The organism is Variovorax sp. 20P10.2.4 (genome assembly GCF_058244205.1).
In genome coordinates this window covers 1-20,174 of sequence record NZ_JBZAYE010000065.1, presented here as the reverse complement: position 1 = coordinate 20,174, position 20,174 = coordinate 1, and the positions used below count along the sequence as shown (strand labels likewise).

Below are 20,174 nucleotides of genomic sequence, written 5' to 3'. Positions count from 1 at the left end.
CGCCTGCCGGTGCTGCTGCACACGCGCGTGGGGGAAGGGCGGCCGCGCGCGGCGCTCGAGGCGTTGTCGGTGGCCTTTCGCAGCGTGGTGCGAAGCTAGTTCAGAGGAAGCCGATCGACAGCCAAGGAACTGCCGCCACCACGATCGTCCCCGCCAGCAGCGCCAGCATGTACCCCACGATCGGCCCGATCCCCGCATCGGGTTGCACGCGCCCGATCGCGCAGGCCGCGTAGTAGCCCACGCCCAGCGGCGGCGCGAACAGGCCCAGGCCCATCGACAGCACCACCACCATCGCGTAGTGCACCTCGTGGATGCCGAGCTGGCGCGCGATGGGAAACAGCAGCGGGCCGAACAGCACGATCGCCGGGATGCCTTCGAGCACCGAGCCGAGGATCACGAAGATCACCAGCGACACCGCCAGGAACATCCCGGCGCCGCCGGGCAGGTTCGCCATCAGCTCGGCGAGCCAGCGCGAGAAACCCGACTGCGTGAGGCCCCAGGCCATCGCGGTGGCGGTGCCGATGATCAGCAGGATCGCGCCCGACAGCGAAGCGGTGGCCACCAGCATCGGCCCGAGCCGGCGCCAGTCGAACTGCCGGTAGATCGCGATCCCGGCCACCACCGCGTAGACGATGCCGAGGGTCGAGACTTCGGTGGCGGTGGCCACGCCTTCCACCACGGCGGCGCGGATCACGAAGGGCAGGGCGAGCGCGGGCAGCGCCACCAGCGCGAGCCGCAGCACCTGCGACCAGGGCGAGCGCTCGACCCGGCTCAGGTCCTCGTGGCGGCTGCGGAAGTGCACCACCACGCACAGCATCAGGCCGAGGATCACGGCCGGCAGCAGCCCGCCGGTGAACAGCGCCGCGATCGACACGCCGGTGACCGAGCCGATGGTGATCAGCACCAGGCTCGGCGGCACGGTCTCGGTCTGCGCGCCGGTGGCCGCGAGCAGCGCGACCAGCTCGCCGTCGCTGGCGCCGCGCTTCTGCATCTCGGGGAACAGCGCCGGCGCGACCGCCGCCATGTCGGCCGCCTTCGATCCCGAGATGCCCGACACCAGGTACATCGCACCCACCAGCACGTACGAGAGCCCGCCCTTCACGTGGCCGAGCAGGCTCGCGAGGAAGGCCACCATCGCCTTGGCCATGCCGGTCATCTCGATCAGCAGGCCGAGGAAGACGAACAGCGGCACCGCCAGCAGGATCAGGTGCGACATGCCCTCGTCCATGCGCCCGACGATCACGGGCAGCGCGGTGTCGGTGGTCAGCGCGAGGTAGCCGAAGGTGCCGAGGCCGAAGGCGAAGGCGATCGGGATGCCGCCGAGCACGCAGGCCAGCACCACGCCGACGAAGAAGACCAGCAGGTTGAGCCGGCCCAGGTCCTCGAACACGGCACGCCCGAAGCCGAAGGCCGCGACCACGATCGCCACCACGCAGACGGCCTTGGTGGTGGTCTTCCAGTCGAAGTCGCGGAACAGCCGCAGCACCGCGAACAGCGCCATCAGCGCCACGCCCGCGGGCAGGGCGGCGGCGCGCCAGGCGTTCGAGATGTCGAGTGCGGGCGTGGTGATGAAGCGCTCTTCCGCGGCGTATTCCCAGGCCGGCCACGCGATCATCGCGAGGAAGGCGAGCGCCGCGCACAGCGCGAGCGCCTCGGCCAGCTGGCGGCGTTCGGGCGCGAGGCCCGACACCAGCGCCGTCATGCGCATGTGCTCGCCGCGCCGCAGCGCGACCACCGCGCCGAGCATCGCCAGCCAGATGAAGAGCATCGAGGCCAGCTCGTCCGACCAGATCAGCGGCTGGTGCAGCACGAAGCGCGCGACCACGCCCGCGAGCAGCACCGCCACGTCGGCCAGCACCAGCGCGCCGGCCGCGACGCTCACCGCGGCGCCGAGCGCCTGTTCGATGCGTGCCGCGAGCGGGTTCGATGCCGTGGCATCGAAAGCCAGCGCGGCCCCGTGGCCATGCCCCACTGCGGCGCTCATGCCAGCTTGCCCACGCTGCGCTCGAGCAGCGCCCAGGCCTCATCGCCGTACTTGGCCTTCCACTCGGCATAGAAGCCGGCCTTGCGCAGCTGGTCGCGGAACGCGGCCGGGTCGGGCTGGTTGATCTGCATGCCCTTGGCGGCCAGCTCCTTCTGCAGCCCGGTGTTGAGCTCGGCCACGTCGGCGCGCTCCTTGATCGCAGCGGCGTTGACGTGCCGCGCCACGATGGCCTGCAGCTCGGGCGGCAGGCGGTCCCAGGCGCGCTTGTTGGCGAGGAACCAGAAGCCGTCCCACATGTGGTTGCTCATCGAGCAGTACTTCTGCACCTCGTAGAGCTTGGCGGTCGAGATGATCGCGAGCGGGTTCTCCTGGCCGTCGACGATCTTGGTCTGCAGCGCCGAATACACCTCGGCGAAGTTGATCGAGGTCGGCGCGGCCTCGAGCGCCTTGAACATCGAGGTCCACAGCGGCGAGACCGGCACGCGCACCTTGAAGCCCTTCAGGTCGGCCGGTGCCGCGATGGGCTTGCTCGAGGACGTGATCTGGCGGAAGCCGTTGTCCCAGATGCGGTCCATCGCGAGGATGTTGGCCTTGGCGATCTGCTGGCGGATATGGGCGCCGAGCTCGCCGTCCATCGCCTTCCAGACGCTGGCGTAGTCGGGGAACGCGAAGCCCACGCCGCTGATGGAGGCCGCGGGCACCAGGGTGGCGAGGATCAGGCCCGACAGCGTGAAGAACTCGACCCCGCCCGAGCGCAGCTGGCTCAGCATGTCGGTGTCCGAGCCGAGCTGGTTGTTCGGAAAGATCTGGATGTCGACCTGGCCCTGGGTCTCGGCGCGGATCGCATCGGCCATCTCCTTGGCCCGGATGTTCATCGGGTGCGTGACCGGCAGGTTGTTCGCGTACTTGTAGCTGTAGGGCTTCTTCTGCGCGAAGGCGTGGCGCAGCGGCAGGGCCAGCGTGGATGCGGCGGCGGCGGTGCGCAGCACGGTGCGGCGTTGGATGTTCATGGCGCTTGTCTCCTGTTGTGTGGGTTTTCTCGGGATCTGTCGAACGCTGTGGGGGAGGGGAATGGAACTTCAGGCGATGGCGGCCTCCGCGATCTCTGCGCGCTCGGCCAGCAGCCGGCGGATGTCGTTCTTCGCGACCTTGCCGTAGCCCGACTTGGGCAGCGCGGGCCAGAACAGCACGTGGCGCGGCCAGCGGTATCTGGCGCAGCGGCCGTCGAGGTGGCGCAGGATCTCCTCGGCGTCGACGTCGTCGCGCTCGCACACCAGCACGGCCACGCCGACCTCACCCCACTTGGCGTCGGGCCAGCCCAGCACCGCGGCCTCGCGTACCGCCGGATGGGTCAGCAGGATCTCCTCGACCTCGCGCGGATAGACGTTGGAGCCGCCCGAGATGTACATGTCGGACTCGCGGCCCGTGATGTAGAGCAGCCCGCGCTCGTCCATGCGCCCGAGGTCGCCGGTGTGGAACCAGCCGCCGCGCAGCGCCTTGGCCGTGGCTTCGGGGTTGTCGAAGTAGCCAGCGAACACGGCGGGGCCGCGGCAGCAGATCTCTCCCACGGCACCGGCCGGCAGGCGCTGCATCTGCGCATCGAGGATCGCGACTTCCATGCCGGTGCGCGGCCGGCCGCAGGAGCCGACGTTCGCATGGGGATCGGCATCGTCGGCCGAATGCATCGAGGGCGTCAGCACCGTGATGCAGCCCGTGACCTCGCCGAGGCCGAAGTACTGCACCAGCACCGGCCCGAGCTTGTGCAGCGCGCGCTTCTGGTCGGCGCGGTACATCGGCGCGCCGGCATAGATCAGGTAACGCAGCGAGCTGTGGTCGAACGCATCGACCGACGGGTCTTCCACCAGCATCTTGACGATGGTGGGCACGGTGAAGAGGTTGCTGACCCGGTGCCGCTCGACCAGCGCCCAGATGGCGGGCGGGTCGAGCCGATCGGAGGCCGGCAGCACGGTCGCCGCGCCGCGCGCGACGTTGAGCAGCGCATGGATGCCCGCGCCGTGCGACAGCGGCGCGACGGCGATCGAGCAGTCGCGCTCGGTGGTGCCGGGGATCAGGTCGGCGAGGTGGTTCGTCACCACGAAGGCCAGTTGCCCGTGGGTCAGCACCGCGGCCTTGGGCTTGCCGGTGGTGCCCGAGGTGTAGAAGTACCACAGCGGCGTGTCTGCATCGACCGGTGCAGTGGCGCTGGGGGCGCCAGCGTGCGCCGCGAGCAAGGCTTCGTAGCCTTGCGTGCCCTGCGGCGATTCGCCGATCGTCACCACATGGCGCAGGTGCGCCGAGGCCGCGCGCACCGCTTCCACGTGCGCGCCGAAGCAATCCTCCGCGAGCATCACCGTGGCCCGGCTCGCGCTGCCGAGGTAGGCCACCTCGGGAGGCGTGAGCCGCGCATTCACCGGCACCCAGACCGCGCCCAGGCGGAACGCGGCCCAGCAGCTCTCGAACAGCGCGATGTTGTTGCGCGACTGCACGAGCAGCTTGTCGCCGGCTTGCATGCCGAGCGCGCGCAGCGCATCGACCAGCGCGTCGACGCGCGCGTCGATCTCGCGCCAGGTCCAGGTCCGGTCCTCGAGGATCAGGCCCGGCCGGTCGGGAAACAGCGCCGCGGTCTGCGACAGCAGCACCGAGAGGTTCGCCGCCTGTGCTGCGCTCACACCGCCTCCAGCACGCTGAGGTAGTTGGCGACTGCCGCGCCGCCCATGTTGAAGACGGCACCGGGCCGTCCCGTGGCCACCTGCATGTCGCCCGCCAGGCCGGCGAGCTGCATCGCCGCCATCACGTGCTGCGACACGCCGGTCGCGCCGATCGGATGGCCGCGCGACTTGAGGCCGCCCGAGGGATTGACCGGCAGCCGGCCGTCCTTGCGCGTCACGCCGTCGAGGATCGCGCGCGCACCCTGGCCGTGCGGCGCCAGGCCCATGGCCTCGTACTCGAGCAGCTCGGCGATGGTGAAGCAGTCGTGCGTCTCGACGAAGCCGAGGTCGTCCAGCCCGAGTCCGGCCGCCTCGAGCCCGCGGCTCCATGCAAGCGCCGCGCCCTCGAAGCGCGTGGGGTCGCGGCGCGACAGCGGCAGGTATTCGTTGACCTGCGTGCGCGAGCGCCAGCGCACGGCCGGCACGCGGGCCGACGGCGTCGGCGCGGCCGAGATCACCAGCGCCGCGGCGCCGTCGGAGACCAGCGAGCAATCGGAACGCTTGAGCGGGCCCGCGACCACCGGATTGCGTTCCGACACCTGGCGGCAGAAATCGAAGCCCAGGTCGCGCCGCATGTGGGCGAAGGGGTTGTGCATGCCGTTGGCGTGGTTCTTGGCCGCGATGGCCGCGAGCGCATCGCCCTGGTCGCCGAAGCGCTCGAAGTAGCTGCCTGCGATGCGGCCGAACACGCCAGCGAAGCCCGCGGGCGTCTCGCCTTCCTCCTTCACGTAGGAGCAGCGCAGCAGCGTCTGCGCGACCACCGGGGTGGGCACCGCATTCATAATCTCGAAGCCCACCACCAGCGCATGGCGCACGCGGCCGCTCTGTACCGCGTCGAGCGCGGCCCAGATCGCGGCCGAGCCGGTGGCACAGGCGTTCTCCATGCGCACGGCCGGCACATGGCGCAACGCCGGCACCGCGAGCGCGACCAGCGAGGCGCTGAAGTCCTGCGGCATGAAGCCGCCGTTGAAGTGGCCGACGAAGACACCGTCGATGTCGGTGGCCTCGAGCCCGGCCGTGTGCAGCGCGGGGTCCACCGCATCGCGGATCAACTGTTCGCTGTCGATCGCGTCGAGCTTGCCGAAGACCGTGTGGCCCCAGCCGGTGATGAAGGCGTTGTCGTTGTTCATGGCGTGCGGCTCCTTCAGGCGTGCGCTGCTTCGGCGGCGCGTTCGGACGGCAGTCCGCGGCGCAGGGTCGGCAGGCCGACGCCCGCGGCGTCGAAGCCGCCATCGACCGCGATCACCTGGCCATTGATGAAGCTGGCGGCATCGCTGCAGAGGAAGCCCACCGTGTTCGCCATCTCCTCCACGCTGCCGTAGCGCCCGAGCGGGATCGCGTCGTAGTAGTCGGAGCGGATCGCCACGCTGTGGACCAGCTTGGCCATCTCGGTCTCGACCGGGCCCGGTGCGATCACGTTCACGCGCACGCCGGCATTGCCGAGCTCCACCGCGTACTGCTTGGTCAGGTGGATCAGCGCCGCCTTGCTGGTGCCGTAGGCCACGCGCAGCGTGCTCGCGCGCAGGCCGGAGATCGAGGCCACGTTCACCACCGCGCCGCCACCGGCCTGCACCATCAGCGCGCCGAAGGCCTGGGTGCAGAGGAAGGCGCCGTCGAGGTTGGTGCCCAGCACCGTGCGCCAGTCGGCGAAGCTGGTTTCCGCCACGCGCTTGAACACCGCCACGCCCGCGTTGTTGACCAGCGCATCGACGCGGCCGAAGCGCGCGACCACGGCATGCGCGGCCGCATCGACCTGCGCGGGATCCGACACGTCGCAGTTCACGGTCAGCACGCGGTCGGGCTGGGCGAGCGTGCGGCCGGTCGCCTCGAGCGTGGCGCGGTCGTTGTCGAGCAGCGCGACCTGGTGGCCGTGCGCGAGGAACCATTGGCCGATCGCGAGGCCGATGCCGCGCGCGCCGCCGGTGACGACGGCGACGCGCCGGGAGGAGGAGGTGTCTGTCATGGGAGTCCTGCAGTTGTCGAAATCAGTGGTTGTCGTCGGCGGGCAGCCACTCCTCGAGCGTGACCTCGAAGGTGACGCACACGGTGTTGGCGCCGGCCACGAAGGGCCCGCCGTAGACCCGGCCCTCGGTGTCGGCGACCACGCCCGTGAGGGCCGAGCGCAGGCTGCCGTCGGGCTGCCGGCGCACTTCGCCGGCCAGGCTCACGACCTCGATGGCCGGGCCGCGGATCACCTGGCAGGCGCCGTCGGGGCGCTCGAGGCAGGCGTCGATCAGGCTGCCGAGCGCGCCGCGCACGAAGGCATGGCGAAAGCCCTGGGCCACGCAGAGCTTCTCGACGCCCTGCATCAGGTCTTCGTTGGGGCCGATGCGTGCGTAGGCCACGCGGCCCATGCGGCCGCGTTCGATCCGGTGGACTTCAGACATGGCCGGCCCTGGCCTCGGGGCGCATCAGCGGCATGCGCGTCTCTTCGTCGTAGGCCACGCGCAGCTCGAAGCTGTCGAGCGCGGTCACGAGCACCGTGACCGGCACGCGGCCGACCACGCTGCGGTCGCAGAGGATGTGGCCGCCGCGCACCGCGCCGTCCGCCTCGCAGAAGGCGCCATGGCAGTGGACCAGCGGCGCGTTCGACGCCGAGCGGCCCAGCGTAGCGTTGCCGAAGATCAGCCGCGCGCCGCGCAGCGGCACCGGCGCGCCGTAGGTGGCGAGCACGCGGCCCGAGGGGTCGGGCAGGGCCATGCAGAAGCTCAGGCTCTCGAGGTCGCCGCCGAGCAGCGTCATCGAGGCGCTGTGCACCGCCTCGCGCGCCAGGGCCTCGACCAGGCCCTCGTGCAGGGTGCGGCCCGCGGGCAGCGAAAGCCGGAAGTGCCGACCATGGTCGGCACGCATGTGGTTGATCCTCACGGGGCCGCTGGGCCCAGGGTGGACCACGGTCCTTGCTCGTGGCAGGGCCGTCGTCGACTGCTTGTTCACGTTGTCTCCTGACTGCGCGGCAGGGGGTAGGGCCGGCGCATGGCCGCGGAGTCTAGGAGCCTCGATCCATAGCAACAAATCTACAATTCAGATCGATCAATACAGGATTCAGATCAATGGAACTCCGCCACCTGCGCTGCCTGGTCGCCGTTGCCGAGGAACTCCACTTCGGCCGCGCCGCCGAACGCCTCAATCTTTCGCAACCGCCCGTGAGCCTGGCGATCAAGGAGCTGGAGGAGGAGCTCGGCGTCGCGCTGTTCGAGCGCAGCTCGCGCCGCATCGCCATCACGCGCGCGGGCGAGGAGGCCCTGCGCGATGCGCGCGCCGTGCTCGGCGGCATGGAGAGTCTGCGCCGCCATGCGAAGGATGCGGCGGCCGGCCTCAAGGGTTCGATCGCGGTCGGCTTCATCAGTCTGCCGGCCTACACCTTCCTGCCGCAGGTGCTGCGCGACTTCAACGAGAACCATCCCAACGCGAGCATCGCGCTGCGCGAGGGCATCACCGAGCAGATCCTGGCCGACGTGCAGTCGGGCCGGCTCGACATCGGCCTGATCCTGCAGCCGGCCGAGATGCCGCCGACGCTGGACTCGCGGCTGGTGCAGAAGGACACGCTGATCCTCGCGCTGCCCGAGACGCATGCGCTCGCGCGGCCCGGCAGCGTGGCGCTCGAGCGCTTCGCGAGCGAACGCTTCCTGGGCTTCGAGCGCCACATCGGGCCGCAGATGTTCGATGCCATCGTCGCCACCTGCATGCGGCGCGGCTTCAGCCCGCGCATGTTTCCGGCGCGCCAGATGAACACCATCGTGAGCCTGGTCTCGGGCGGCGTGGGCGTCGCGCTGGTGCCGGCCTGCGTGAAGGCGCTGCATCGCGAGGGCGTGGTGTTTCGTCCGCTCAAGGGCGAGAAGACGCATGTCGACACGCTGGTGGTCTGGCGCAAGTCGGACGAGTCGCCGCTGCTCAAGGCCTTTCTCGCGCTGCTGCCGAGGCTGCGCGACTGACGCGCCGACTTTCTCAAAAGAATACGGACAGACGGTCCTATCCCTCGAGCGCCGAGGCAATTATTCTTTTCCGCCAGCAGACATCACCCAGGCGGTGAGCCTGCCCCGGGTGCGGAACAGGGAGGGAACGCACCCGCGCGTCCATGCGCCATTCATGACTCCAAGACGGTTCCTTTCGGGGGACCGTGTGGACGCGAATTTCCGATGCCCCTTCAAGACGGTGCCGGCCCGGTTCGCCGTAGCGCGAGCCTGTCCGGTGAATTTCATGAATGCAGCACAGGACAACCCACATGAGAGCTGGTCTTCACGCCGCGCCGCGGCCCAAGCGTCTTCGTCTCGCGATCACCGGCCTGATCGTGCTCGCGCAACTCGCGCCCCTCGCGACCGCGCAAGGCACGGCGAACCCCGCCGGTGCACCGCCAGCGCAGCTCGAGCAGGGCCGCATCTGGTCGGTGCGCGTGTCCTATGCGACGCGCGAGGACATCCAGCGCCTGTCGCGCTGGATCGACCACATGCGCGTCGACAAGGCCGGCAAGACCATCGCGACGGAACTCGACTCGCGCGGCGTCGAACGCTTGCGCAGCCTGGGCTATGCGGTCGAGATCGATGCCGAGGGCTCCGAGAAGATCCGCGGCTTCCAGCATGAGCGGCAGCAACTCCTGAAGCAGAGCACGCCCGGAACGCCGCAGGCTTCGCAGAAGACATCGGCACTGGGCAAGCCTGGCGACCCGCTGTTCGACGGCAACGCCGCCTGCTACCGCACCGTCGAGCAGGCCAACCTCGATATCGATGCGCTGGCTGCTCGCTATCCGAAGCTGGTTCGCGTCGCCCCAGTGGGCCAGACCTGGGTGCAGACGCAACTGCTCTCGTTTCGCAACGTGCTGATCAAGTACCTGCCGCAGAGCGTGCTGAGCACGATCGACTTCGACCTGCTGCCCGACAGCGAGGCCAACCCGCTGCGCGCCGTCGTGATCGGCAACCAGGATCGCATCCAGGACCGGACCGTGCCGCGCATGGTCACCACCTCGTCGATCCATGCGCGCGAATACACGCCGGCCGAGATCTCCACGCGCTTCGCCGAATGGCTGGTGAAGAACCACGGCACCGATCCCACGGCCACCTGGTTGCTCGACCACAACGAGTTCCACTTCATCCTGCATGCGAATCCCGATGGCCGGAAGCTCGCGGAACAGGCCGTGGCGCAGAACATCGGGAATGGCTGGCGCAAGAACGTCAATCTGGTGGATGGCTATTGCAAGGCCCCCGACGACGAGATCATGGCCCAGTTCATCGGGCCCGTTGATTCGGGCATAGACCTGAATCGCAACTTTCCTTTCGGCTGGAACAGCACCGACGGCATGGGTTCCAGCGGCGACGCGTGCGATGCGACCTTCAGGGGGAAGACCGCCGCGTCGGAACCGGAAACGGCCGCCATCGTCAAGTACGTCGCGGGCACCCGCCAGCAGGACGGCAATTTCTCGGGTGGCCTCTTGCGCGACAGGCGCACGGCCGCGGCCAACGACTTCTCGACCGGCGCGCCCGATGACTACGAAGGCTTGTACCTCGACATCCACAGCTTCTCGCAACTGGTGTTGTGGCCCTGGGGGATCCGGCGCGATACCCTGGGCGGCGACTCGAAGACCGCGAACGACGACGGCATGGCGGCCTTTGGCCAGCGCCTCGCCTGGTACAACGGCTACGCCGCGACGCAGATCATCGACTACGACACCGACGGCACGACCACCGATACCTTCTACGGCGAGCTCGGCGCGCCCTCGTTCACGATCGAGCTGGGCACGTCGTTCTACGAACCTTGCGACGAGTTCGAGAAAGACACCTTCCCGAAGAACGTGGCGTCGCTGCGCTATGCGGCGCGCACGCTGAAGGCGCCGTACCAACTGCCACTGGGGCCCGACGCCGCGGACTTGAAGCTCTCCGCTGCCACCGTCAGGCAGGGCGAGTCCGTCACGCTCACGGCCACGATCGACGACGACCGCTATCGCTACGCCGAGGGCGACAGCGAGCGGCCGGTGACCCAACACGACCCCCAGCCCATCCAGGCCGCCAACGCCTACATCAACACCTTGCCGTGGGACAGCGCCGCCAAGGCGATCCCGCTGAGCGCCACCGCCGACATCGCCTTCGGCGCGGGGCCCAAGGTGACGGTCTCGGGCGTCATCGACACCTCGGCCTTCATGCCGGGCAAGCACCTGCTCTACGTGCAGGGCGTCAACCAGAAGGGAAGGGCCGGTCCACCCGATGCGGTCTTCCTCGAGGTGCTGGCGAAGGATGCACCGCAGCCCTGCCCGCCGACGCCGTCGGCGAGCTGACCGACCTTGCCTCGTCTTCGACATCGGGAGTCACATCATGCAGATCCAACTCGTGGTCTTCGCGCGGCGCCTGTGCGCGCTGTTCTTCTGCCTTGCGGTTGCCGCCTGCGGCGGCGGCGATGGAGGCGGTGCCAGCTTCATGCCCGTGGGCGTCGGCCCCGGCACCGGGACGATCGCGCCGGTCATTCCGCCGGTCACCGAAAGCAACTGCAAGCCCTAGGTTCGTCGCCGTGCATCACGGCGCCATTCACCTGCATCCCACGATCGACAAGGAGTGACCATGAAAAGTGATGTTCGTCCGCGCCGCCCCAAGGCGGCCACCCGCGTCTGGTGCGTCCCGCTGCTGTGCCTCGTGCTGTCGGCTTGTGGCGGAGGCGATGGCGCGAGCATCTCTCCCCTTGCCATGGCGCCGCCAGCGACGGCCGGGGATGGTGTTGGCGCGCCGGTTCCACCGACAGTTCCCGCCGTCGTGCCGCCCTCGCTCGAAGGCATCGAGTACCTCGACATCGCGGGCCTGAGCGAGAAGATGGCGCAGGGCGCCACCTCGCGCGACATGGCGACCTACCTGCTGGCCCGCATCGATGCGCTCGACAAGAAGGGACCGGCCGTCAATGCCGTCATCGAGCTCAACCCCGATGCCATGGCCATCGCCGACCAGCTGGATGCGGAGCGTGCCGCGGGCAAGTCGCGCGGGCCGCTGCACGGCATTCCGGTCTTCCTGAAGGACAACATCGACACCGGCGACAGGATGCAGACCGCGGCGGGTTCGTTGGCGCTGGTGGGGCAGCCCGCGCTGCAGGACGCCTTCATCGCGAAGAAGTTGCGCGAAGCGGGCGCACTGATTCTCGGGAAGACGAATCTCAGCGAGTTGTCGGGCTTTCGTTCCCTCTTCCTCCCCAGCGGATGGAGCGGGCGAGGTGGCCAGACATTGAATGCACATGTGCTGGACGGAGAACCTTGCGGATCGAGCGCGGGATCGGCCGTGGCGGTGGCTGCGGGCTTCGTGCCCATCGCGATCGGCACCGAGACCGATGGATCGATCCTGTGTCCCGCGGCGATGAACGGCATCGTCGGTATTCGCCCTACGCTGGGCTTGGTGAGCAGAACAGGCGTCGTCCCGATCGCGAGCATTCAAGACACCCCGGGCCCGATGGCACGCACGGTGCGCGATGCGGCCCTCCTGCTTTCCGCGATGGCGGCCGCCGATCCGAAGGACACGGCCACGGCCGACGCACAGGCGCACGCGGTGGATTTCACGAAGTTCCTGAGCCCCGACGACCTGAAGGGCAAGCGCATCGGCTATGCGCCCGGCCCGTACGCCACAGCCGACATCTACCCCGACTTCATGGGCGCACTGGACACCCTGCGCCGCCTCGGCGCCACGGTGGTAACCGTGGAGAGCCCCAACGAATCCGAGGTCGATGAATGGACGCTGCTGACGTATTACTTCGGCAGGGAACTGAATGCATACCTTGCAACCAGAACCGGGCTTCCCGTCAAGAACATCGAGGAACTGCAGGCGTTCAACAAGACCACACCCTTGCGTCCCGATGGAACACCCTACTCGCAATGGTGGATCGACCAGGCCGTCGCTCTGCTCGGACCTCCCACCGTTCCCTACGAGCAACTGGCCCGCGAACAGAAGGCCCGGGTGGCCGGCGAGTTCGATCGCGTGCTGACATCGAATGGCCTCGATGCCCTCGTGAGCCCGGGACGCAGCGGTGCCATGGCCGGCTACCCCGGCATCACGGTTCCGATGGGAATCGACAGCGGCGGCATGCCCGTCGCGATCTTTTTCGTCGGCACGCGCTGGAGCGAACCCACGCTGCTGTCGATCGCCTACGGCTTCGAGCAGGCCACGAAGGCAAGGCGCAATCCGCAGTTTCGCAAGAATGCCCCTGTGCCATGAGCCTCAACCCGACGGCAGCAGCAGATCCAGCACGGCCACCGCCACGCCGCCCAACGCGCACAGCCCGCTGCTGACCCGCAGCGCCCTGACATCGCGTGCTTCGCAGCCTTGCCGCCGGGCGGCCCAGGCGGCATAGCCGATTCCCGCCGCGAGCACCAGCCCCATCCAGCCGCCCGCGCCGATCACCGGGCACCTCGCCGATGCGCGGGCGCGAACGACGGCTGCATGCGGTAGTCGAGCCGAACGAGGCCCGGCGTGACCGCTATGCGGCGAAACAGGAAGGGATTCGGTATCGGCTGCGCGCGCAGCGCTCGATGAATGGTCCGCAGGACCCGAAGGAGTTCGGCCATGGCAACACCTCGACAAGGTTGCAGGGCCGTCCCTCAATGTGCGTCAGCGCCGAAGTCGTCCTCGGCGCGTCTCGATGCCGTGCGCATGGAGCGCGCCGAGGATAGCAGCCGCATCCGCGATGTCGCGCGAATCGGCCTTCATGTCGAACGGTTATGCGGTTCAACGCGCCTCGGCCGCCCAGGCGACGGCATCGGCGCCGGCCGGGATGCGCATCGGCGCCGCCGGATCGGTGGCCGCGCGCCACACCGCTTCGGCGACGTCGAGCGCATGGGTGGTCGGGGCGGACGTGTCCTGGAACTGGGCGAAGACTTTCTGCGCGAGCTCCGCATAGTCCTCGTGATCGAAGCCCGCCATGTTCGGCCGCGCGTTGTCGCCGAAGCGCGTTTCGGGCGAGCGGCCCGGCAGCACCAGTCGCAGCCGCACGCCCAGCGGCTCGAGCTCGATCGCCATCGACTCGGTGAAGGCATTGACCGCCATCTTGCTCGCGCGGTAGGCCGCGATCAGCGGCAGCGCCTTCAGCGTCACGCTCGAGGTGACGTTGACCACCACGCCCGCGCGGCGCTGCCGGAACTGCGGCAGCACCGCCTGCATCAGCGCGAGGGTGCCGAAGGTGTTGGTCTCGAAGAGCTGGCGCACGGTGGCCAGCGGCGTGAGCTCGGCCGGCGAGGCCGCGCCGAAGCCCGCGTTGTTGACGAGCACGTCGATGGGGCCGGCCGCTTCCACGGCATGCGCGATGCTCCGTGGATCGGTGACGTCGAGCGCGAGCACGCGCAGGCGCGGCGATGCGGGCAGCAGCTCGGTGCGCGGGGTGCGCATGGTGGCGACGACCTGCCAGTCGCGGTCCAGGAAATAGCGCGCGGTTTCGAGGCCGAAGCCCGAGGAGCAGCCGGTGATGAGAACGGTCCGGGTCATGGAGATCCTTGATGAGAAAGGGAGTGATCGATGCCTGACGATAGGCCGCGAGGGCCGGACTTGCTACGATCCCGAGTCCGAGTCTCATCAGGAATCGTCCGAACATGGTGGATCCCCTGGCCGAAGTGGTCATGCTGCTGCGGCCGAGCGCGCGCTTCTCCAAGCGCGTGTTCGGCGCCAGCCCCTGGCGCATCGAGCGCTCCGATGCGGGCGAACCCTTCTACTGCGTGATCCTCGAGGGCGGCTGCCGCCTCGCGGTCGACGGCGGCGAGGCGCTCGAGCTGCAATCGGGCGACTTCGTGCTGGTGCCTGCCGCCCGGCACATCGCGCTCTCCAGCCTCGAACCGCCACCGCCGGGCGTGCAAACCGCGCCGCCGGTGCCGCTGGGCAATGGCGAATTCAGGGTCGGCGATGCACGGGGTGCGATCGATCTGCGCATGCTCGCGGGCCACTGCAGCTTCGATTCGCCCGATGCCTCGCTGCTGGTGTCGCTGCTGCCGCAATTCGTGCATGTGCGCGGCGACGAGCGGCTCGCGATGCTGGTGCAGTTCGTGCGCGAGGAGTCGCGCGCGCAGCGGCCGGCGCGCGAGGTGGTGCTGGCGCGGCTGCTGGAGCTGCTGCTGATCGAGGCGCTGCGCGCCACCGGCGGAACCAACGCCTCGTCGGGGCTGGCGCGCGGCCTCGCCGAGCCGCGCCTCGCGGCCGCGATCCGCGCGATGCACGAACGCCCGGCGCAGGACTGGACGGTGGCCGAGCTCGCGCACGAGGCCGCGCTCTCGCGCTCGACCTTCTTCGAGCGCTTCGGCCGCACGGTCGGCGTGGCGCCGATGGAATACCTGCTGGCCTGGCGTATGGCGCTCGCGAAGGACCTGCTGCGGCGCAACGCGGGCAGCGTGGCCGAGATCGCACAGCGCGTGGGCTACAACGCCGCGAACACTTTCAGCAGCGCCTTCGCGCGGCACGTCGGGCTGCCGCCGACGCGGTATGCGCGCGAGCACGCGGGCCTCGCGCAGGTGCCGGACGGTGCCTGAGCGCGGCGTTCACGCCGTCTCGGCCGGCACGTAGACCACGCCCTCCATCAAGCGTCGCGCCGTGCGCTGAAGACCCAGCGCCGTGAACCGCGGCAGCTCCGCGCCAGGCTGCGCGACGACCTTGACCGCCATCACGCCCAGCGGATGACCGATGCGCAGCACCTCGCCGCGCAGCCGGTCGCCCGCGGTCGCATGGACCAGCGTGCCCGGAATGCGCGAGGCCGCCGCGGTGCAGATCGACCCCGTGCCCGCCATGCTGTCGTGGCACTTGCCGAGGAACACGAGGCGCGCGCGCAGGTCGCTATCCTCGCGCCCGGCCGGCGCCACGATCACGGCCAGCGGCAGGCCCGGCAGATGCACGTCCCGCCAATGCGCGTAGAGCCCGATGCGCTCGCCGGCCCGGGCCTGGATCTCGCCGATGGTCTCGATCAGCGCGCGGTCGCCGCCGATCGCGGGCGGCAGCTCGTCGCCGTGGAGCCCGAGCGACTCGGCCGCGATGAAGACGCAGGGCGTGGCCGCATCGACGATCGAGACCTGCACCTCGCGCCCGTCCTCCAGCGCGATCGCATCGACCGGCTGGCCCGTCGGCAACAGGCGGCCCGTCTTGGCACCGAGCGTGTAGGTGTAGTCCATGAGGATCTCGGCCCCGGTGCCCGGCACGCCCGCGATGGCGCAGTCGCCCGTCACGCGCGCCTTGCCGTCGCGCACCTGCACGCGCGCGACCAGCACGGTGCCCGTGTTCGTGTTGTGGATGCGCACCACGGTCAGCGGCTCGACCGCCTCGACCAGCCCCTCGTCGACCGCGAACGGCCCCACGGCCGAGGAGATGTTGCCGCAGTTGGCGTCGTAGCCGATCAGGTCGCGCTCCACGTCGCATTGCGCGAAGGTGTAGTCGACATCGGCATCGGGCCGCGTCGACGGACCGATCAGCGCCACCTTGGACGTGACCAGTCGCGAGCCGCCCATGCCGTCGATCTGCAGCGGGTCGGGCGTGCCCATGGCGCGCTTGAGGAAGGCGTCGCGCGCCGGGCCCGGCGGCGGCACGTGGCGCAGGTGGAAGAACAACGCCTTGCTGGTGCCGCCGCGCATCAGCACGCAGGGCACGCCATGCTGTTCGCCGAAGGTGCTGGAGTCGTCATGCGCCATGGCTTACTCCGGCGTGACACCGGCGGCGCGCGCGGCCTCGCCCCACTTGCGGTTCTCGGCGACCAGGAAGGCCTTGAGCTGCTCGGGCGACCCGCCCTCGAGCTCGCTGCCCGAGGTCTCGGCCGAACGGATCACGTCGGGGCGGCGCTGGGCCTGGAGCAGGGCCTTGTTGAGCTTCTCGACCACGGCGGGCGGTGTGGCGGCCGGGGCCAGCACGGCGGTCCACGACGCGACCTCGAAGCCCGGATAGCCCTGCTCGGCGATGGTGGGAACCTGCGGCAGTTCCTTGTAGCGGCCCTTGCTCGACACGCCCAGCACCTTGAGCTTGCCCTGGCGCACCTGCGGCAGCACCAGCCCGCCCGCGTCCATCATCACGTCGATCTGGCTGCCGATCAGGTCGGTGAGCGCGGCCGACGAGCCCTTGTAGGGCACGTGCACGATGTCGGCGCCAGCCGCCTTCTTGAGCATCTCCATCGCGAGGTTGGCCGTGATGCCGCGCCCGCCCGAACCGTAGTTGAGCTTGCCCGGATGGGCCTTGGCATAGGCCACGAGGTCGGCCAGCGTGTGGAAGGGCGAGGCCGCCGGCACCACCACGTAGAGCCGGCCCACGCCGTTGAGCATGACGGGCGCGAAGTCCTTGACCGGGTCGTAGCCGGGCTTGGCGTAGATCGAGGGATTGATGGCCAGCTGGCCCGAGGTGCCCAGCAGCAGCGTGTAGCCGTCGGGCGCCGCGTTGCGCACGTCCTGCGCGCCGAGGATGCCGTTGGCGCCGGCCTTGTTGTCGACGAACACCGGCTTGCCGAGGATCTCGGTGAGCGCGATCGACAGGGCGCGCGCGCCGGTGTCCACGGTCTGCCCGGGTGGATAGCCGACGACGATGCGGATCGGGCGCGAGGGATAGCTGTCGCCTTGCGCCCATGCGAACGAGGGCACGAGCGACGCGGTGGTGGCCGCGGCCGCGCACTGCCCGAGGAAGCGGCGGCGGGAGGGGTTCGAATGCATGAAGTCTCCTTGGAATGTGTTCGGGGAACGGGGACGGCTCAGGCCGGGTCCAGCACCGATCGCGGCACCCAGGCCGTGCCGTCCATCAGGCGGCGTGCCGTGCGCGCGAAGCCCAGCGCCTCGAAGGCCAGTGGCCGCGAGGCCTCGCAGCGCCCCTGCACGTCGACGCGCATCGCGCCGAGTGGATGGCCGATGTGCAGGCTGTCGGGCACGACGCGTTCGCCGATGCCGCGCGCCGCCGCGTGCACCACCGAGCCCTCGACGCTCGCGCAGGCGGCGGTGCAGATCGCACCCGTGCCCGCCATGCTCTCGTGGCAGCGGCCGTAGAACACCAGCCGCGCGCACAGGTCGACCTGTGCGGCCGCCACGGCGCGGCACTGCGCATCGGCATAGGCGGTGGGCGGCGCGACGATCACGACCAGCGGCAGCGCGGGCGACACGCTGTCGGCCTCGCGCCAGTCCGCGCACAGGCCGAGCAGGGCGGCCGCGCGCGCACGCAGGGCCTTCAAGATCGAGCGCAGCGCGGCATCCGCGTCGATCGCGTCCGGCAGCTCGGTGCCCGACAGACCCAGGGAATCGGCCGCGACGAAGACGCAGGGATTGCCGACGTCGCAAAGGCTGACCTCGAAGCGCCGCCCGTCGTCCAGCGCGATCTCGTCGCGCGCGTGGCCCGTGGGCATGCCGCGGCCGGTCTTGGCGCCGATGGTGGCGCGGTAGTCCATGAAGATCCGTGCGCCGGTGCCGGGCACGCCGGGAATCGCGAAGTCGCCGCGCACGCGCGCATGGCCGTCGGCCACGGGCACGTGCGCCACCAGCAGCTTGCCGGTGTTCGTGTTGTGGATGCGCACGCGCGCCACGGGGCCTTCGGCCGGTACCAGTCCGGCATCGATCGCGAACGGCCCCACGCCCGCCGAGATGTTGCCGCAGTTGCTCGTGAAGACCACGCGGCCTTCGCCCGGCGGCACGATGCCGTAGGTGTAGTCCACATCGGCCTCGGGATGCGTGGGCGGCCCGACGATCGCGAGCTTGGCCGTGACCAGCCGCGAGCCGCCGAGGCCGTCGATCTGCAGCAGGTCGTGCGCGCCGAGCAGCGCCATCAGCAGGCGGTCGCGCCGCGCGCCCACAGGCGGCAGGTCGGCGGCGTTGAAGTAGAGGCCCTTGCTGGTGCCGCCGCGCAGCACGGTGCAGGGCACGCCGACCTGTTCGCCCATGACTTGCATCGCCTCAGTCCTCCAGCGGGAAGCGCTTGACCAGCGCAGCGAGGCGCGCATCGTCCTCGCGGATCATGGTCTCGAAGGCGGCCGGACTCGTGAAGGCCGGTTCCGCCCCCGCGACCGCCAGGGCCTCGCGCACATGGGCGTCCTTGCCGGCTTCGCGCGTGGCATCGGCGATGGCGCGCGCGATCGCGGCCGGCGTTCCCTTGGGCGCGAACACGCCGTACCAGGTCACCGAATAGGAGTCGGGCCAGCCGGCCTCGAGGCTGGTCGGCACCTCGGGCAGCGCCTGCGCACGCCGTTCGCCGTTGGTCACGAGGATGCGCACGCGCCCGGCCTTGTGCAGCGGCATCGCGGCCGTGATGCCGGTGAAGGCCATCGTGAGGTTGCCCGAGACCAGGTCGCCCACGATCGGCGAGGTGCCCTTGTAGTTGACGACAGCGAGGTCGCGCAGTTGGTAGTCGGCCGCGAACTTCTGCGCCCGCACCTTGGAGCTGTTCTCGCCGCTGCCCGCGTTGCACGGCTTGGTGCGGCAATGGGCGATGAGCTCGGGCAAGGTCTTGAAGGGCAGGGTGGCCGTCATCACCAGCGCGGTCGGCGAGGTCGCCACCGCGGTCACGGGCGTGAGCCGGGTCACGGGGTCGATCGCCTTGAGGCTGCGCTGGTACTTCATCAGCAGCAGCGAGGGCACCTGGAACAGCAGCGTGTAGCCGTCGGGCGCGGCCTCGATCACGCGCCGGGTGCCGATCAGGCCGTCGGCGCCGCCGAGGTTCTCGACCAGCACCGGCTGCTTCCACAGCACCGACAGCCGGCTCGCGACGGCGCGCGCGGTGGCGTCGGTGCCGCCGCCGGGGTTGTAGGGCACGACCAGCGTGACCGGGCGTTGCGGCGTCCAGGCGGTCTGGGCCTGGGCCGTGGCGGCATGCAGGCCGCATGCCGCGCAGAGCGCGGGCAGGCAGCGGCGCGCCAGCGAGCGAAGGGATATGTCGAACATGGAAGGCGGTCTCCGGTGGTCAGGATTGCGGCGCGGCGGCCGCCGGCCAGGCCCAGGGGCGGGCCACGCGGTCGCGCGCCTGCCAGGCATCGACGGCACCGCGCAGCTTGAGCGTGCGGCCGATGTCGTCGAGCCCTTCGAGCAGCGCCTCGCGGCGCAGCGGATCGACCTCGAAGGGCAGCTCGCCGCCATCGGGCAGCGCGATACGCTGCGTGCGCAGGTCGACCTGCCACGGCCCATCGGCGGTGCAGGCCGCATGGGCACGCGCGAGTTCGGCCGGTGCGAGGCGGATCGGCAGCACGCCGTTCTGAAAGCAGTTGGCGTGGAAGATGTCGCCGAAGCTCTCGGCGATCACGCAGCGGATGCCGCGCGCCAGCAGCGCCCACACGGCGCCCTCGCGCGACGACCCGCAGCCGAAGTTGCGGCCGGCCACCAGGATCGGTGCCTCGCGCCAGCGCGGCTGGTTGAGCACGAAGTCCGGGTCTTCGCTGCCGTCGGCGCGAAAGCGCAGCGCCTCGAAGGCCCACGGGCCGAGCTCGCCGCGCGCGAGGCTGGTGAGGCGCTCGATGCGCACGATCAGGTCGGTGTCGACGTTGTCGATGGCAAGCGGCGCCGCGGCGCCGCGCAGGAGGGTGAAGGGCTGCATGCTCAGAGGCTCCGT

The 20,174-nt window shown here is 70.1% G+C and carries 20 protein-coding genes; 5 read left to right on the top strand and 15 right to left on the bottom strand.

What is annotated here, in order from left to right; translation table 11 throughout:
- Positions 1-100: 100 nt before the first annotated feature.
- The 7 genes from AC27VN_RS09315 to AC27VN_RS09285 form a co-directional block, all read right to left on the bottom strand.
- Positions 101-1,984: a TRAP transporter large permease gene (locus AC27VN_RS09315; RefSeq protein WP_490876367.1), complete on the bottom strand. Its 1,884-nt coding sequence runs from the start codon at positions 1,982-1,984 to the stop codon at positions 101-103.
- Complete coding sequence (locus AC27VN_RS09310; protein WP_490876366.1) at positions 1,981-2,994, bottom strand: TRAP transporter substrate-binding protein; 1,014 nt, start codon at positions 2,992-2,994, stop codon at positions 1,981-1,983. Before AC27VN_RS09310 ends, AC27VN_RS09315 begins: the two co-directional genes overlap by 4 nt.
- 69 nt (positions 2,995-3,063) lie before the next feature.
- A complete protein-coding gene (locus AC27VN_RS09305; protein WP_490876365.1) occupies positions 3,064-4,653 on the bottom strand; it encodes an acyl-CoA synthetase in 1,590 nt (529 codons plus the stop codon).
- The gene (locus AC27VN_RS09300; protein ID WP_490876364.1) at positions 4,650-5,822 is read right to left on the bottom strand and encodes an acetyl-CoA acetyltransferase; all 1,173 of its coding nucleotides are present in this window, start codon (positions 5,820-5,822) and stop codon (positions 4,650-4,652) included. The genes AC27VN_RS09305 and AC27VN_RS09300 overlap by 4 nt, the downstream gene beginning before the upstream one ends.
- A 14-nt stretch (positions 5,823-5,836) precedes the next feature.
- Positions 5,837-6,655 (bottom strand): SDR family NAD(P)-dependent oxidoreductase, encoded by an 819-nt coding sequence (locus AC27VN_RS09295; RefSeq protein WP_057591868.1) that lies wholly within the window; start codon positions 6,653-6,655, stop codon positions 5,837-5,839.
- A gap of 22 nt (positions 6,656-6,677) precedes the next feature.
- Positions 6,678-7,079 carry a PPC domain-containing DNA-binding protein gene (locus AC27VN_RS09290; RefSeq protein ID WP_490876363.1) on the bottom strand — a complete coding sequence of 134 codons (402 nt, stop codon included), beginning with the start codon at positions 7,077-7,079 and terminating at the stop codon, positions 6,678-6,680.
- Positions 7,072-7,542 (bottom strand): DNA-binding protein, encoded by a 471-nt coding sequence (locus AC27VN_RS09285; RefSeq protein ID WP_256222667.1) that lies wholly within the window; start codon positions 7,540-7,542, stop codon positions 7,072-7,074. The genes AC27VN_RS09290 and AC27VN_RS09285 overlap by 8 nt, the downstream gene beginning before the upstream one ends.
- Before the next feature lie 200 nt (positions 7,543-7,742).
- Here AC27VN_RS09285 and AC27VN_RS09280 point away from each other — a divergent pair, with 200 nt between their 5' ends.
- From AC27VN_RS09280 to AC27VN_RS09265, 4 genes are all read left to right on the top strand, one after another.
- Positions 7,743-8,624: a LysR family transcriptional regulator gene (locus tag AC27VN_RS09280; protein ID WP_057591871.1), complete on the top strand. Its 882-nt coding sequence runs from the start codon at positions 7,743-7,745 to the stop codon at positions 8,622-8,624.
- A 290-nt stretch (positions 8,625-8,914) separates the two neighbouring features.
- Positions 8,915-10,954 carry a M14 family zinc carboxypeptidase gene (locus tag AC27VN_RS09275; protein ID WP_490876362.1) on the top strand — a complete coding sequence of 680 codons (2,040 nt, stop codon included), beginning with the start codon at positions 8,915-8,917 and terminating at the stop codon, positions 10,952-10,954.
- A gap of 37 nt (positions 10,955-10,991) precedes the next feature.
- Positions 10,992-11,174: a hypothetical protein gene (locus AC27VN_RS09270; RefSeq protein ID WP_490876361.1), complete on the top strand. Its 183-nt coding sequence runs from the start codon at positions 10,992-10,994 to the stop codon at positions 11,172-11,174.
- A gap of 60 nt (positions 11,175-11,234) precedes the next feature.
- The gene (locus tag AC27VN_RS09265) at positions 11,235-12,863 is read left to right on the top strand and encodes an amidase family protein (RefSeq protein ID WP_490876360.1); all 1,629 of its coding nucleotides are present in this window, start codon (positions 11,235-11,237) and stop codon (positions 12,861-12,863) included.
- 3 nt (positions 12,864-12,866) lie between these two features.
- Here AC27VN_RS09265 and AC27VN_RS09260 read toward each other — a convergent pair whose 3' ends face one another.
- The 3 genes from AC27VN_RS09260 to AC27VN_RS09250 all read right to left on the bottom strand — a co-directional run bounded on the left by AC27VN_RS09260 (position 12,867) and on the right by AC27VN_RS09250 (position 14,126).
- A complete protein-coding gene (locus AC27VN_RS09260; RefSeq protein ID WP_490876359.1) occupies positions 12,867-13,049 on the bottom strand; it encodes a hypothetical protein in 183 nt (60 codons plus the stop codon).
- Positions 13,046-13,213, bottom strand: a complete 168-nt coding sequence (locus tag AC27VN_RS09255) for a hypothetical protein (protein WP_177239396.1) — start codon at positions 13,211-13,213, stop codon at positions 13,046-13,048. Before AC27VN_RS09255 ends, AC27VN_RS09260 begins: the two co-directional genes overlap by 4 nt.
- A gap of 160 nt (positions 13,214-13,373) precedes the next feature.
- Positions 13,374-14,126: an SDR family oxidoreductase gene (locus AC27VN_RS09250; RefSeq protein ID WP_490876358.1), complete on the bottom strand. Its 753-nt coding sequence runs from the start codon at positions 14,124-14,126 to the stop codon at positions 13,374-13,376.
- 104 nt (positions 14,127-14,230) lie between these two features.
- On the opposite strand from AC27VN_RS09250, the gene AC27VN_RS09245 reads away from it, so the two are divergent.
- Entirely contained in the window at positions 14,231-15,157 is a 927-nt protein-coding gene (locus AC27VN_RS09245) for an AraC family transcriptional regulator (protein ID WP_490876357.1), read from the top strand.
- Positions 15,158-15,166: 9 nt separating this feature from the next.
- Here AC27VN_RS09245 and AC27VN_RS09240 read toward each other — a convergent pair whose 3' ends face one another.
- The 5 genes from AC27VN_RS09240 to leuD are packed head-to-tail and all read right to left on the bottom strand — an operon-like array spanning position 15,167 to position 20,159.
- Positions 15,167-16,303: a 2-methylaconitate cis-trans isomerase PrpF family protein gene (locus AC27VN_RS09240; RefSeq protein WP_490876356.1), complete on the bottom strand. Its 1,137-nt coding sequence runs from the start codon at positions 16,301-16,303 to the stop codon at positions 15,167-15,169.
- Between the two features lie 3 nt (positions 16,304-16,306).
- Positions 16,307-17,305 carry a Bug family tripartite tricarboxylate transporter substrate binding protein gene (locus AC27VN_RS09235; RefSeq protein ID WP_490876355.1) on the bottom strand — a complete coding sequence of 333 codons (999 nt, stop codon included), beginning with the start codon at positions 17,303-17,305 and terminating at the stop codon, positions 16,307-16,309.
- 38 nt (positions 17,306-17,343) lie between these two features.
- Complete coding sequence (locus AC27VN_RS09230) at positions 17,344-18,525, bottom strand: 2-methylaconitate cis-trans isomerase PrpF family protein (RefSeq protein ID WP_490876354.1); 1,182 nt, start codon at positions 18,523-18,525, stop codon at positions 17,344-17,346.
- A 4-nt stretch (positions 18,526-18,529) separates the two neighbouring features.
- Positions 18,530-19,513 (bottom strand): tripartite tricarboxylate transporter substrate binding protein, encoded by a 984-nt coding sequence (locus AC27VN_RS09225; RefSeq protein ID WP_490876353.1) that lies wholly within the window; start codon positions 19,511-19,513, stop codon positions 18,530-18,532.
- A 19-nt stretch (positions 19,514-19,532) separates the two neighbouring features.
- Entirely contained in the window at positions 19,533-20,159 is a 627-nt protein-coding gene (leuD, locus tag AC27VN_RS09220; protein ID WP_490876352.1) for a 3-isopropylmalate dehydratase small subunit, read from the bottom strand.
- Between the last annotated feature and the right edge of the window lie 15 nt (positions 20,160-20,174).

Coding starts and splice junctions, on each gene's coding strand:
- AC27VN_RS09315 (WP_490876367.1), bottom strand. CDS start 1,984: ATGAGCGCCGCAGTGGGGCATGGCCACGGGGCCGCGCTGGCTTTCGAT.
- AC27VN_RS09310 (WP_490876366.1), bottom strand. CDS start 2,994: ATGAACATCCAACGCCGCACCGTGCTGCGCACCGCCGCCGCCGCATCC.
- AC27VN_RS09300 (WP_490876364.1), bottom strand. CDS start 5,822: ATGAACAACGACAACGCCTTCATCACCGGCTGGGGCCACACGGTCTTC.
- AC27VN_RS09295 (WP_057591868.1), bottom strand. CDS start 6,655: ATGACAGACACCTCCTCCTCCCGGCGCGTCGCCGTCGTCACCGGCGGC.
- AC27VN_RS09290 (WP_490876363.1), bottom strand. CDS start 7,079: ATGTCTGAAGTCCACCGGATCGAACGCGGCCGCATGGGCCGCGTGGCC.
- AC27VN_RS09285 (WP_256222667.1), bottom strand. CDS start 7,542: ATGCGTGCCGACCATGGTCGGCACTTCCGGCTTTCGCTGCCCGCGGGC.
- AC27VN_RS09280 (WP_057591871.1), top strand. CDS start 7,743: ATGGAACTCCGCCACCTGCGCTGCCTGGTCGCCGTTGCCGAGGAACTC.
- AC27VN_RS09275 (WP_490876362.1), top strand. CDS start 8,915: ATGAGAGCTGGTCTTCACGCCGCGCCGCGGCCCAAGCGTCTTCGTCTC.
- AC27VN_RS09270 (WP_490876361.1), top strand. CDS start 10,992: ATGCAGATCCAACTCGTGGTCTTCGCGCGGCGCCTGTGCGCGCTGTTC.
- AC27VN_RS09265 (WP_490876360.1), top strand. CDS start 11,235: ATGAAAAGTGATGTTCGTCCGCGCCGCCCCAAGGCGGCCACCCGCGTC.
- AC27VN_RS09255 (WP_177239396.1), bottom strand. CDS start 13,213: ATGGCCGAACTCCTTCGGGTCCTGCGGACCATTCATCGAGCGCTGCGC.
- AC27VN_RS09250 (WP_490876358.1), bottom strand. CDS start 14,126: ATGACCCGGACCGTTCTCATCACCGGCTGCTCCTCGGGCTTCGGCCTC.
- AC27VN_RS09245 (WP_490876357.1), top strand. CDS start 14,231: ATGGTGGATCCCCTGGCCGAAGTGGTCATGCTGCTGCGGCCGAGCGCG.
- AC27VN_RS09240 (WP_490876356.1), bottom strand. CDS start 16,303: ATGGCGCATGACGACTCCAGCACCTTCGGCGAACAGCATGGCGTGCCC.
- AC27VN_RS09235 (WP_490876355.1), bottom strand. CDS start 17,305: ATGCATTCGAACCCCTCCCGCCGCCGCTTCCTCGGGCAGTGCGCGGCC.
- AC27VN_RS09230 (WP_490876354.1), bottom strand. CDS start 18,525: ATGCAAGTCATGGGCGAACAGGTCGGCGTGCCCTGCACCGTGCTGCGC.
- AC27VN_RS09225 (WP_490876353.1), bottom strand. CDS start 19,513: ATGTTCGACATATCCCTTCGCTCGCTGGCGCGCCGCTGCCTGCCCGCG.
- leuD (WP_490876352.1), bottom strand. CDS start 20,159: ATGCAGCCCTTCACCCTCCTGCGCGGCGCCGCGGCGCCGCTTGCCATC.